At 39.3% G+C, this 13,753-nt stretch carries 11 protein-coding genes and 1 pseudogene; 3 read left to right on the top strand and 9 right to left on the bottom strand.

Annotation, left to right across the window (positions count from 1 at the left end):
* Positions 1-9: 9 nt before the first annotated feature.
* Positions 10-3,024, bottom strand: coding sequence for an EAL domain-containing protein (locus H5120_RS06635; RefSeq protein ID WP_182673924.1), 3,015 nt, complete (start codon positions 3,022-3,024; stop codon positions 10-12).
* Positions 3,025-3,378: 354 nt separating this feature from the next.
* On the opposite strand from H5120_RS06635, the gene H5120_RS06640 reads away from it, so the two are divergent.
* Positions 3,379-4,536, top strand: a complete 1,158-nt coding sequence (locus tag H5120_RS06640; RefSeq protein WP_002962945.1) for a chorismate mutase — start codon at positions 3,379-3,381, stop codon at positions 4,534-4,536.
* Positions 4,537-4,597: 61 nt separating this feature from the next.
* On the opposite strand, the gene tyrA is transcribed toward H5120_RS06640, so the two are convergent.
* From tyrA to ffh, 6 genes are all read right to left on the bottom strand, one after another.
* The gene (tyrA, locus tag H5120_RS06645) at positions 4,598-5,731 is read right to left on the bottom strand and encodes a bifunctional chorismate mutase/prephenate dehydrogenase (protein WP_002962944.1); all 1,134 of its coding nucleotides are present in this window, start codon (positions 5,729-5,731) and stop codon (positions 4,598-4,600) included.
* A 241-nt stretch (positions 5,732-5,972) separates the two neighbouring features.
* Positions 5,973-6,332, bottom strand: coding sequence for a 50S ribosomal protein L19 (gene rplS / locus H5120_RS06650; protein ID WP_002962189.1), 360 nt, complete (start codon positions 6,330-6,332; stop codon positions 5,973-5,975).
* Between the two features lie 33 nt (positions 6,333-6,365).
* Entirely contained in the window at positions 6,366-7,133 is a 768-nt protein-coding gene (gene trmD, locus H5120_RS06655) for a tRNA (guanosine(37)-N1)-methyltransferase TrmD (RefSeq protein ID WP_002962190.1), read from the bottom strand.
* Positions 7,133-7,669, bottom strand: coding sequence for a ribosome maturation factor RimM (gene rimM / locus H5120_RS06660; protein WP_024596584.1), 537 nt, complete (start codon positions 7,667-7,669; stop codon positions 7,133-7,135). The genes trmD and rimM overlap by 1 nt, the downstream gene beginning before the upstream one ends.
* Before the next feature lie 17 nt (positions 7,670-7,686).
* Positions 7,687-7,935 (bottom strand): 30S ribosomal protein S16, encoded by a 249-nt coding sequence (gene rpsP / locus H5120_RS06665; RefSeq protein WP_002962192.1) that lies wholly within the window; start codon positions 7,933-7,935, stop codon positions 7,687-7,689.
* Between the two features lie 259 nt (positions 7,936-8,194).
* Entirely contained in the window at positions 8,195-9,574 is a 1,380-nt protein-coding gene (gene ffh, locus H5120_RS06670; RefSeq protein WP_182673925.1) for a signal recognition particle protein, read from the bottom strand.
* Positions 9,575-9,826: 252 nt separating this feature from the next.
* Here ffh and H5120_RS06675 point away from each other — a divergent pair, with 252 nt between their 5' ends.
* Complete coding sequence (locus tag H5120_RS06675; RefSeq protein WP_182673926.1) at positions 9,827-10,633, top strand: inner membrane protein YpjD; 807 nt, start codon at positions 9,827-9,829, stop codon at positions 10,631-10,633.
* Between the two features lie 61 nt (positions 10,634-10,694).
* A complete protein-coding gene (locus tag H5120_RS06680; protein ID WP_002962198.1) occupies positions 10,695-11,963 on the top strand; it encodes an HlyC/CorC family transporter in 1,269 nt (422 codons plus the stop codon).
* Positions 11,964-12,011: 48 nt separating this feature from the next.
* On the opposite strand, the gene H5120_RS06685 is transcribed toward H5120_RS06680, so the two are convergent.
* Both H5120_RS06685 and H5120_RS06690 read right to left on the bottom strand, forming a co-directional pair.
* Complete coding sequence (locus tag H5120_RS06685) at positions 12,012-12,623, bottom strand: transglycosylase SLT domain-containing protein (RefSeq protein WP_182673927.1); 612 nt, start codon at positions 12,621-12,623, stop codon at positions 12,012-12,014.
* Positions 12,624-12,770: 147 nt separating this feature from the next.
* Positions 12,771-13,753 (bottom strand): annotated as a pseudogene (locus tag H5120_RS06690) (glutamate--cysteine ligase); the annotation flags it as partial.

The raw sequence follows: 13,753 nt of genomic DNA on the forward strand, positions 1-13,753 counted from the left end.
GCAATTTTATTAACTAGTTACTTCGCTATTTGCGAGTTCATTTAACCTTTCATACAAATTCGGTAGTTCGTGCTCAGCAATTGGCTTACTAAAATAATAGCCTTGTACAACGAAGCAATTATTATTATGTAAAAACTGCATCTGCTCTATTGTCTCAACCCCTTCTGCGACCACGTCTAGCTTTAACTTTTGCGCCATGGCAATAATAGCTGCAGTGATTTCCATATCATTTGTATCCTCTGGGATATCTTTTACAAATGAACGGTCAATTTTCAATATATCAACCGGGAATCGTTTTAAGTAACTGAGCGACGAATAACCTGTACCAAAGTCATCAATAGAAATAGATATACCTAATGCTTTAAGCTCGTGCAATTGTGTAATGGCTGCCTCTACATTACCCATTAGCATGCTTTCGGTCAGCTCTAAATGAAGGCGCTTTGCTGAAACACCCGACTTAATTATCATTTTGCTCAGTGTTGTAACTAAGCTTGAGTCTTTAAACTGGCGGGCCGATAAGTTTATCGATATATTATTTTCTAGACCTTGTTCTGCCAATCTTACGGCAAAATCACAAGACTCTTGAAGCACCCATTCACCTAATTCAACTATAAGGCCTGTCGCTTCTGCAATAGGAATAAATTTATCTGGAGGGATTGCGCCTTCAGTTGGGTGGAACCATCTTAATAACGCTTCATAACCAACGACCTGATGAGTACGGCTATCAACTTGAGGTTGGTAGTAAACTACAAATTGCTTTTCTTTGAGCCCTATACGTAACTCATTTTCAATAAATAAACGCTCATTTGCGGCCGCATTTAATTCTTGGCTATAAAAGTGGAAGGTATTACGTCCTTTTGCTTTTGCCTCATACATTGCCAAATCAGCATGTTTGAGTAACTGATCTTCCTCTAAGCTATCGTAAGGAGCCATAGTTATACCAATACTCGCGCTCACAATAACTTCATTGCTACCTAGTTTTATAGGCACATTCAGTGTTTTTTGAATTGTATTGGCAACATCAGCTGCGTGAGCTTGGCTTTCTATACCACTGAGCAACACTGCAAATTCATCACCACCTAAGCGCGCTATGGTGTCCTCGGCTCGTAAACGTTTTTTAAGTCTGTTTGCCACTTCAATTAATAATTGATCGCCAGCATCGTGCCCTAATGTGTCGTTAATACGCTTAAATTCGTCTAAATCAAAGTAAAACAAAGCAAATGCATAATGTCCGCGCTCTGCTAATGCCATTGATTTACGCAATTGCATTCTAAAAAATGTTCTGTTGGCAAGTCCCGTAAGGGTGTCAAAGTAAGCCAATTGTTCCATTTTACGCTGGCTTTCTTTTACAAACGAAATATCTTGTGCTGATGCTACATAACTGGTTATTTCACCGCCCTCTTCACGAATTGGCGAAACACTTAAAGACACCCAAATTGGCTCTTTGTTTAAACCAGCTATTAATGTGTCCCCGCGCCAGTAATTACGGCTGCGTAAATCTATGTCTATATCTTCAATTAAAATAGACATTTCTGAGGCAATAATATTAAGTAATGGTGCTCTATTAAAATGGCTTTCTGGATAGCCTGTCATTTCGAGCATTTTGGGGTTTACGTACTCAATGACAAAATTTTCATCGGTGATCACAACCCCAGTGCCCGAGAACGCGACCGCTTTAGATAAACGATTAGCTGCTTTTTCAGCAATTTCTTTTTCTGTAATTCTTTGGTTTAAACCATCAATAAGCTTGCGAATTTCTACCGTCATGTCTCTAAATGAGCCATTAAGGGTACCAATCTCATCTTTGTTTTCTGGCGGAAACTCTGTTGTTAGCTGACCTTTACCAAAGCTTGTTACTGCATAAACTAAAGTATGTAAACGGCGAAGCACTAGTTGATAAAGCGCCTGATGCAGCAATAAGGCAACTAATATTGCGTATAAAATAAAGAGTCCAAAAAACTTCAGTTTTAAATCTTGTAACGCAGATAACGTTGATGAACGTTTTTTATAAACCCCTATGTACCAATCTAAATCATCAATTTTACGGATATTAATAATGTGAGCTTCATCATTTTGTTCAAATGAATTGGCGTATTCTGGTAACTTCACCGCAATTGCATCGTCAATAATTGACTGCAGTTCTGGGTTTACAAATTCGTTAGTAGCGAGTGCTTTATTGTCACTACCGTAGTCAGCTAATAATGCGGGGTTTAGATTGGGATGGGCTAACAATTGCCCTTTACTATCAAATACAAGTAAGTGTTTTTCTTTATCGCCAACAGGTAAAAATGAAATAAGTTTGTTAAGGGAAATATCGCTTCCCGTTACACCTAAAAACTCGTTATCAACATACACCGGCACTAGTAAGCTAATAACCCACTTTCGCCATACTGTATCGTAATAAACTTTTGACCATGCAGGCTCTCGCTCTGACCCCAACATACTTTTAATAGATTTATACGTTGTACCTTGCGTAACTCTAAACTCGGCTGGTGCATTTAATGCCCAGTTTGGAGGAGAAACACGAATGAAATCGTCATCGGTAATTAAATAAAAGTTAAAAAAGTCGTGTACCAGAGTCGGAGAAATTATACGCCATAACATTTCAGAATCATTAAATAGGCGTTTATAAAAGGGAGAGTAATTTTGCTGTGGTAAAAATGCTGCTGACAATCCATCAGCCGAGGCACTTCGAATGGTACCATCGCTATTAAACTGTAACTGTGATTTATTACCTAAATTAATTGGTGAATTAGATTGAAAAAGCTGCTCTGTTACTACGTTATTAGCTTGCTGAGCAATATTTATTTTTGTTTTAATACGCTCATTAAACTGCTTAACTAATAAATCTGTAGAGCTTTTTAACACCTCATGTTCTTCAAAAACAAGTTGTTTCTCTTCAGATTTAAGCATTAAGGCAGCCGCACATACCCCTGCTATTAAACAAATAGCAGATATAAGCAATGAAAGTTTTACACTTAAAGAATTCAATCCAAAACGAGATGGAGGCCGTCTGTAAACCACGGGTCAACCTTAATTATTAATAATTGTTATTATTTGAACCAGTTAACGAAATATACCAGATCCGCATTCATATTTATAAATTATTTGTAAAGTTTCTATAATAACCACCTAAGGTAAATAAATAGTACCCTAAGCTTATTTAGATCTTTATTGACATTGTTGGCAACTCTCCATACATTAACCGTATGAATATATTTATCTCTCGCACTTTTTTTTCGTTTTTTAGCTTCTTTATATAGAAGAGGCTTACCTGTTTGTGAGATAAAATCAATCGAATAGTAAAGCCTCCCAACCGGGAGGCTTTTTTGTTTTTGCTGTGTAATAACAGCCTACTTTTGGAATGAGGATACCAAAATGACAAATGATGTATTAAATGCACTAAGACACGATATAAATGAAATAGACTCCGACTTACTCGTGTTATTAGCTAAACGCCGTCGCATTAGCCACGGTGTGGTTGAATATAAAATCGCCAACAACAAGCCAATTCGCGATGAAGCACGTGAACTCGCGCTTCTAGAAAAATTAATTGGTTATGGTAAGTCACTGGGTTTAGATGCTTACTACGTAAATAATGTGTTTCAAACTATTTTGGAAGATTCAGTTTTACACCAACAAGCAATGTTACAAAAAAACCTTAATCCAGACGCACTGAGTGAAACACACCGTGTAACTTACTTAGGTGGTCAAGGTTCTTATAGCCAGCTTGCATGTCATAAATACTTTAGTCGCCGCCCTGGTAAATTAATTGAAATTGGCTGTACATCGTTTGACGAAATAACAGGTAAAGTAGAAAACGGCCAAGCTGATTTTGGTTTATTACCGATTGAAAACACAAGCTCTGGTAGCATTAACGAAGTATTTGACTTATTACAGCACGCACAAGTCTCTATTGTTGGAGAAGTCACCCACAGTGTAGAGCATTGCTTACTCGCAAACCCTGATACTGAACTTAGCCAACTAACAAAAGTATTTGCACACCCACAACCATTTGCACAGTGCAGCCGCTTTTTACAGGGCTTAGGTGATTTACAACATGAAACTTGTGACTCTACATCAAGCGCATTACAATCAGCTCTAAACACACCAAATAGTGCTGCAATTGGCTCTGCACAAGCAGGAAAAAATGTCGGCCTTGAAGTCATCAAATCAAATCTTGCTAATCAAAGCGAAAATCATAGCCGCTTTATTGTTGTTGCGCGTAAACCTCTGCAAGTGTCTAACCAAATTCCAACTAAAACTAGTTTAATCATGTCGACAAAACAGCAAGCGGGCTCACTAGCCGATGCGTTGATGATTTTTAAACAGCATAAGATTAATTTAGTAAAACTTGAGTCGCGCCCAACTCCGGGCAATCCGTGGGAAGAAGTATTTTATGTGGATCTTGAAGCAAACTTAGCTGATAGCCAAGTAAAAGAAGCGCTAGAAGAACTTAAAGAACACACCCAATATGTGCGTATTTTAGGCTGCTATCAAAGCGAGTCATTACAGGCTGTAAGCGTTAATACCTAATACACACTTTCATAATTAAAAAGGGCCGATATCGGCCCTTTTTAGCAAAAAGTGACAAGTATTAGTCTAAAACTTTTGAATCATTCGCTTTATTTAATAAGCTTCGGCTTTGTGTTAAAAAGTGCTCTGTTGAGTCAGAAAAGTAAACTTTCGCCTGTGCAAAAGAATCAATAAGCGCTGCTTTATCTCCTGCTTTTAATTTTTCCAATGTACTTGCAAAAGTGTCTTGGTACTGTGCGAGTAGGCTCTCTACATCATCGAATTGCGCTAACATAATATCTGAGTACAACTCCGGCGACTGCGCAAATAAACGCCCTACCATCATCAGCTCTAATTGATATATAGGTGACGAGCAACTACGTAACTCTTCTAGTGTATGACTTTGTTTTGCTAAAAACTGTCCGTACACAAATGTTGTTAAATGGCGCATTACCTGAATAATTTGCATTGCTTCGTCGTGTTTTTTAGCATCAAGCTCAACAAGCTGACAACCCCATACTTGTAACTGCTGTAACAAGCCTTTTGCCGCTTGGTGCTCTCGCCCTTCACATACAACGACTGTTTGTTTTACCCAGTGTGATATGTCAGGGCCAAACATAGGATGCAAACCAACCACAGGGCCACTGTGCGCAGCTTTTAGTGCTTTAATAGGCGATTGCTTTACCGATGTAATATCAACTAGTAAACAGTCATCATCTAGTTTAGGTAACTTAGCAACTACTGCGTCCAATGCATTAATTGGTACGCTAATCATTACTAGCTTGGCACCTTTTAAAATATTTTGCGCATCGTTTTGCTGATCTTTATCTAAAACTTTAACTTCGTAACCTGAGCGAATAAACTGCTGAGCAAATAGCTGCCCCATAGCACCTTGGCCACCTACAATAACAATTGGCGAAAGTTCTGGCGCTGCACATGCAAGTTTTGCTTGTTGGTTTTGATAGGCTTCTCGCATCATGCGTCTTAGTATATCTTCAACGAGATCGGGGCTTACATTTTGATTTATTGCTTCTTGTCTTCTTGCCGCTAATAGCTCTGCTTCACGATTAGGAGCATGTAAAGGCGCGCCTGTTTGTTGTTTTATCTCACCAATTTTTTGCGTAATACCATTACGTTTAGCAAGTAAGGCAACAAGTTGTGCGTCGCATTCATCTATACCTTCTCTCAGCTGTGCTAAATCACTTATGTCAGCCACGTTCATACCACCTTAAAAAACAAATAACGTAAATATAAATTTACATAAAAGTAAACTAATCAATACGATAAATACTAACAGGATCAGCTAACTGATAAAAGGCTAAAGCTTAAATTTTACTAATGAGGAAATAAGAATTGAGAATTGAGAATTGAGAATTGAGAAAATAATATTCTAAAACCAAAACGGGTTGCAACCCGAAGGATGCAACCCGTTTTTTTGCGTTGATAAACAGCGCGTATTAGTTAAGTTTTTCTCTAATACGTGCAGATTTACCAGAACGCTCACGTAGGTAGTAAAGCTTAGCACGGCGAACTGCACCGCGACGCTTAACTGCTACGCTATCAATAAGAGGGCTGTGCGTTTGGAATACACGCTCAACACCTTCACCGTTCGAAATTTTACGAACTGTGAATGCTGAGTGAAGACCACGATTACGCTTAGCGATTACAACACCTTCAAAGGCCTGTAGACGCTCTTTAGCACCTTCTTTTACTTTTACCTGTACAACCACTGTATCACCAGGGCCAAATGCAGGTACGTCTGTTTTAAGCTGCTCATCTTCAAGCGCTTTAATAATATTTTGGTTTACTTTTGCCATTATGTTTCTCACTTTCCTAGGTGTAACTGTCTTCTAGCCACAAGCTTTTTGGTACTCTTGCTGAAATTCTGCGAGTAATACCGCTTGCTCCTCAGTCAGAGCTAGGTTATGCAACAAGTCAGGACGTCGTAACCAAGTTCTACCTAATGACTGCTTAAGCCGCCACTTTGCTATCTCTTGGTGGTTTCCACTGAGTAATACAGCAGGAACCTGTTTGTCGTCCAATGTTTCTGGTCGTGTATAGTGTGGACAATCTAACAAGCCATCCGAAAACGAATCTTGTTCTGCTGACTGGTTATGACCTAACACACCTGGCACTAATCGCGCTACTGCGTCAATTAATGTCATGGCAGGTAGTTCACCACCACTCAAAATAAAATCACCAATTGACCATTCTTCGTCAACATATGATTCTATTATTCTCTCATCTATACCTTCATAGCGACCGGCAATCAAAATCAGTTTATTAGAGTTAGCGAGTTCGCTAGCGCCCTGCTGATCAAGTTTGCGCCCTTGCGGGGACATATAAATTACTTTAGCGCCATCACCAGCTGCTTTTTTAGCTTCGGCAATCGCTTTTTTTAATGGCTCAACCATCATTAACATACCTGGTCCGCCCCCGTAAGGACGGTCATCTACGGTTCTATGCTTATCTAAAGCGTAGTCTCGCGGATTCCAACAGTTAAAATCAATTAAACCATTTTTTACTGCGCGACCGGTAACACCTTGGTCTGTAATAGCGTCAAACATGTCTGGAAAAAGGCTTATCACCCCTACCCATAATGAACTAGTTTGCGTCATTAAAACCCTGGATCCCAATCTACGGTAATTTCTCTTGCGTCGTATTTAACTTCTTTAATAACCGAATCAGTTAAAAAAGGAATCAAACGTTCAGCTTGACCAAATGCGTCTTTACTGTTTGCTTTCACAACTAGTACGTCATTTGACCCTGTCTCCATAAGGTCATCAACAATGCCTAAGCTATAACCTTTATCGGTTACAACAGACATGCCAATGAGATCTCGCCAATAGAACTCACCTTGCGGAAGTTCTGGTAAATGCGCTGCATCCATTGAGATTTCAGCATGGGTATAAGCCATTGCTTCGTCTCGGTCGTTTATCTGCGCAAATTTAGCGATAAAGCCTTTGTTGTGGCGACGCCAGTCGACCACTTCTAAGGACTGCCATTTACCTTGCTGCCCTATCAACCACGGGCTGAAATCGAAGATCCCTACGGGATCATCAGTAAATGAATGTACCTTAAGCCAGCCCTTTATACCATATGGGGCACCGAGCTTTCCTACGACAATTATTGATGAGGTGTTCTCTTGACTCATGGTTACACTTACGCCTATTAAGCCGCTTTACGAGCGTCTTTTACTAACTTAGCTACGCGATCTGAAAGAGATGCGCCCTGACCTACCCAGTGTTCAACACGTGGTAAATCTAAACGAATTTTTTCTTCTTGACCTGAAGCAATTGGGTTAAAAAAGCCTACTTTCTCGATGAAGCGACCGTCACGCGAGAAACGGCTATCCGCAACCACAATTTGATAGAAAGGGCGTTTTTTAGCGCCACCACGTTGCAAACGAATAGTTACCATACCGTCCTCTATAAAGATTGACTGTTTTCATTAATAAGATTTACTCCCCAGAATGGGGAGCTGGGGAATTGTACGAGTTTTTGGCAATAACGCAAGTAAGAAGTGAAGCAAAAAGACAGTTTAGTAGGTTAAACCGTGATCTCAACGACAAAATAGGGTTAAAGGTGTATTACATGCATAATTTATTCAACAAAAAAGGAGCTATTTGCTCCTTTAAATATGATTCGCTATTATTTAAAAAATAACTCAAAAGTATTTTTTAAAACTTAGGACCACCGCCACCCATCATCCCAGGTGGTAACATGCCTTTCATACCGCGCATCATTTTAGTCATGCCGCCTTTACCTTTCATCTTTTTCATCATTTTTTGCATTTGCGTAAACTGCTTAAGCAACTTATTAATCTCTTGTACTTGTGTACCAGAGCCAGCAGCTATGCGTTTTTTACGTGAACCTTTGATGATTTCTGGACGTGCGCGCTCTTTTTTAGTCATTGAGCTAATAATAGCTTCCATTTGGATAAATGTTTTGTCACCCATTTGGCCTTTAACGGCATCTGGTAAGTTAGACATACCAGGGAGCTTATCAAGCATCGACATCATGCCACCCATGTTTTTCATTTGCTTTAATTGATCAGCAAAGTCGTCAAGGGTAAAACCGGCACCTTTAAATACTTTTTCAGCAACTTTGGCAGCTTGCTCTTTATCTACTTTCATTTCGACTTCTTCGATTAATGAAAGTACATCACCCATACCTAAAATACGCGACGCTATACGGTCTGGATGAAAAGGCTCGAGTGCGTCAGTACGCTCACCCACACCCATAAATTTAATTGGTTTGCCTGTGATATGACGAATAGATAAAGCAGCACCACCACGTGCATCACCATCGGTTTTTGTTAATATTACACCGGTTAGTGGCAGGGCTTCGTCAAATGCTTTAGCTGTATTTGCCGCATCTTGACCCGTCATTGCATCAACAACGAATAAAGTTTCAATTGGGTTGATTGCTTTGTGAAGATCTTTAATCTCGTCCATCATGTTGCTGTCAACATGTAAACGACCTGCGGTATCAACAAGTACTACATCTATAAATTTCTTTTTAGCATGAGAAATTGCAGCGTTTGCAATATCCACTGGCTTTTGCGAAATATCACTTGGAAAGAAATCAACGTCAACTTCTGTAGCAAGCGTTTCTAGCTGTTTAATCGCAGCAGGGCGATAAACATCGGCACTTACTACAAGCACTGATTTCTTTTTGCGTTCTTTTAAAAACTTAGCAAGCTTAGCTACACTGGTGGTTTTACCCGCACCTTGCAGACCCGCTACCATAACAACGGCTGGCGGTTGTACATTTAGGCTTAGCTCTTCATTGGCCTCACCCATTGCTTTTTCTAGTTCTTCACGCACTATTTTTATAAATACTTGGCCTGGGCTTAAGCTTTTTGTAACTTCAACCCCAACTGCACGTTCTTTAACTTGTTTTACAAACTCGCGAACAACAGGCAGTGCCACATCGGCTTCTAAAAATGCCATACGCACTTCGCGAAGTGTGTCTTTTATGTTGTCTTCAGTCAGACGGCCACGGCCACTGATATTTTTTAAGGTTTTACCTAATCGTTCTTGGAGGTTCTCAAACATGTAACGGTTCCGATAAGACGTTTATATCAATCCATTAAAATTTTACGGTTAGTTTGATTTTCAATTAACCAGGATTGACTTATTAAGTTTCAATTAAAAGTAGTATACCGTATATGGCGTCTTACAATACAGTGTTCAAGTGCACCTTGTTGAGTTTCTTTTTTTAAGGTCTATGCATTTGCTTTGCTATAAAATACAATGGCTATATAACAACAAGGATTATTTTGTCTCAAATTAAGTGGCCCAAGCACAATGCTGATTATTAGTTTAACTATTATTGCCAGTTTATTTTATGTGTTAGCAACGTCTCACGTGCTCTCACGCCTGTTTCATCAACAAGGCCCTAGCCAAAAGGTAACCGTCATATTGAGCACGGTTGCTATAGTGGCGCATATGCTGCTGTTAGTTAACTCTGTTTTTAGATCCGACGGTCAAGACTTAAGTATTGTAAACGTCTCCCTTTTAACATGCTGGGTTATTGTAGTTTCAGTAACAGCTGTGTCGCTAAAGTTCCCTGCCACTTTATTATTGCCCGTTGTTTATGGTTTTGGTGCTTTACTTACAATTGCCAGTTTATTTATTCCTCATCATATTTTACTTCAAAGCATTAATATTGAGGTTGGCTTAGTAACACACATTTCCTTATCCCTATTGGCCTACTGTATTTTAATTATTGCTACTTTATATGGTGTACAGTTCTACTTTATTGATAAACGTTTAAAACGTAAAGATTTAGCAATTGTGCATAGTCACCTTCCGCCTTTGATGGTTGTTGAGCGCCAGCTTTACCAACTCCTTAATTTAGGCACCATATTACTCACGTTCGCATTACTCTCGGGGTTTGTATTTCTTGATGGGATGTTTGCTAAAGAGCTCATTCATAAAACGATATTGTCGTTAGTTGCGTGGGCTATTTTTGCCATTGTAGCCATCGGGCATATGAAAAAGGGTTGGCGCGGTAAACCTGTGGTTATTACGATCATGGTCGCTGCATTTGTCCTCACACTCGCATATTTTGGCAGCCGTTTCATACAAGAAGTGATACTAAATAAGTTTTAACTTGACTCTGCTTGCTCACTCTAGCTTAATACGCATTGATTTATAAGAAAAGGATCCATCGTTGGACGACATATCGACAAGTACCCTATTTATCATTTTAGGTTTTTTGGTGCTTTTTTCTGCTTATTTTTCTGGTTCAGAAACCGGAATTATGTCAATCAATCGTATACGCCTGCGACACCTCGCTAAAGAGGATCATCGTGCAGCTAAACGAGTCAGTAAATTACTTAGCCGTCCAGATAGGCTCATCGGTTTAATCTTAATTGGCAATAATCTTGTCAATATAGCTGCAGCTCAAGTTGCTACCATTATAGGTATTCGCCTTTACGGTGACCTTGGTATTGCTATCGCTACGGGTGTGTTAACTTTAGTCGTGCTTATATTTGCCGAAGTAACACCTAAAACTCTTGCTGCCCTCTATCCTGAAAAAGTTGCCTTTCCAAGCTCAATAATACTTAAAGGGTTACTAAAAATTCTTTTTCCTTTTGTTGTTATCGTTAACTGGATGACCAACGGGATATTGCGATTATTTGGTATTAGTGCCGCTCAAATCGACGAGCACAGCATGAGCAAAGAAGAATTAAAAACAGTGCTCAATGAGTCAGGCGCACTTATCCCTGCTCGCCATCAAAGTATGCTGACCTCAATTTTAGATTTAGAGCAAGTAACCGTTGAAGATATCATGATCCCACGTAACGAAATTGTGGCTATTGATATTAATGATGATTGGAAACTAATTAGTCGCCAGCTTACCCATGCACAACATACTCGCGTGTTGTTGTATCGCGACAATATAGATGACGCAGTAGGCTTTATTCACTCTCGAGATGCACTTCGTCTACTTACAAAAGAGCAATTTGATAAACCATCTTTGCTGCGTGCTGTACGCGAAATTTACTTTATCCCAGAGGGAACATCACTTAACACTCAGCTGTTAAAGTTTCAGCAGTCTAAAGAGCGTATTGGCTTAGTAGTAGACGAGTATGGCGATATTCAAGGTTTAGTAACGCTTGAAGATATTTTAGAAGAAGTTGTTGGCGATTTTACAACTACACAAACTCGTACGCCAAGCGAAGAAGTAGAAACACAAACAGATGGCTCTTGTATTGTAGATGGCGGCGCTAACGTACGCGATTTAAATAAAGAGATGGGTTGGGATTTCCCACTAGACGGCCCAAAAACTTTGAGTGGTTTAATTGTTGAATACTTGGAAGATATTCCCGATGCAAATATTAGTCTACGTATTGCGGGCTACCCTATTGAAGTACTCGAAGTAAAAGAGAATATGATAAAACAGGTGAAGATTCAGCCTAATAAGCGTTCTCGCTAAGTATAAAAGGAGCCGATTGGCTCCTTTTTTATATCCATTAATAACTCTCTAGCCAAATATAAGACGTTCAAACCAACCTTTATCAAGCTCGCCTTCACAGCGCTTTAATTGCGCGCCATAACGGCTCGCTCTGTGTTTAACTTTATTTGCTACACCCATTAACCACTTTTTCTTTTTATATGTGCCACGCTTATAGCCACCCCAACCTTCATGATAATTAAGGTATTGTGCGTAAGCATCCCATTTAGAGATTTTATTTACTTTATGCGTTTTATAAACAAACCACGCCATAAAGTCGATTGCATCGTCAAAGTCGTCTCTATCAGCACCATTGTTTCCTGTTTCACGAATATAATCAGACCATGTTGGTGTTTTAGCCTGTGAGTAGCCATAAGCATCACTTGCGCGACCGGTTGGAATTATCCATAAGAAGTACTCCATAGGCGGAGCGGCATCATGCTTAAATGAGCTTTCCTGGTACATCATACTCATGAGTACATGCTTAGGAGAACCCCATTTTTCTTGCGCATCTTTTGCGTCAAAATACCAATCAGGTTTTTCTTCAAATATTTTACATAGATCGTTAGGTTGTTTTGGAGGCGCTGTAGCACAACCAGCTAAAGTAATGGCAAGAGATAAAATAATTGCATTTTTTTTCATTTTTCTAAGATCTCACAGAACTTTTTTAAAAAGTGTGGGTCTGACTCAATGAATGCAGCAGTACAGCATTAGTTCATCCCTGAATATATATTTACGCAGCCAACTTAGGCTGCGTTTTTTTTGCTTAAATTTTGCTAGGTATTAAGATTATTTACCGTCAAAATACGCATCTAAAAAGGCAGTAAATGACTGAGTATCTGCTTGCTCAATTACAGTTTGTGCTTCGTTAGACTCTACAACTTGTTGTTCTAGCCAAGGCTTTAAAAACTCACTGTAATCAGTGTCTGCGTGGCTTTGTTTGTATTTATTAGCCAGTGCTAGTGCAAAGTGACCGTTGTCTAAACCAGACTCTTTTAATTGTGACACGTAACGTCCAGAATAGGTAAGCTCTGGATTATGCACCCACGTTGCCATGCGCTTTATAGTATCGGAGTAATAATTAACACCATAAGCATTATCCATCCATTTAGCGACATCAGTGAGCTGGGCAAATATTTCATCACCCCACGACTGAAGACTACGCTGTGTATTATTAAAGTTAAGCATTAGCCCTTCTTCTCGACCTTGATTGACTACTGTGTCGAGGTTTTCAGTACTGCGTGCTTGTTCTTTCCAATCCATTGGAGCTGAATCTTTTAATAAACAATACGTTAAAAACACATCTAAAAAGTTAATTTGCTCAATATCAATACCCACTTCGCTAAACGGGTTAACGTCTAAAGCGCGAATTTCTACATATTCAATGCCTGCTCGAAGCAATGCATCCGTTGGCGTTTCGCCACTTTTAGCATTACGCTTAGGACGAATTGGTGAGTAAAATTCGTTTTCAATCTGCAGAATATTTTTATTTAATTGTTTAGGGTTTTCACTCTTATAGTCATCAAGATCACCATAAATTTCTGATGGTGTGTTGATTGCTTTTTTAAGACCTGCAACATATTCATCTAACGAGTTATACATTACACGTAGTGACGACTGGGCGCTATTTGTATAACCTAAATTGCCTAAACGCAGTGCCGTACCAACTTCTAAGTAAAGCGTACCTTTACCTAGTTTTTTAAATGGTAAATCGGTTTTTCGACCTTGTAAAAATGAGTTACATAATGCTGGTGATGCACCAAACATGTAAC

Origin of the sequence: Pseudoalteromonas sp. SR43-2 (assembly GCF_014163885.1) — a bacterium.
Lineage (GTDB): Bacteria > Pseudomonadota > Gammaproteobacteria > Enterobacterales > Alteromonadaceae > Pseudoalteromonas > Pseudoalteromonas distincta.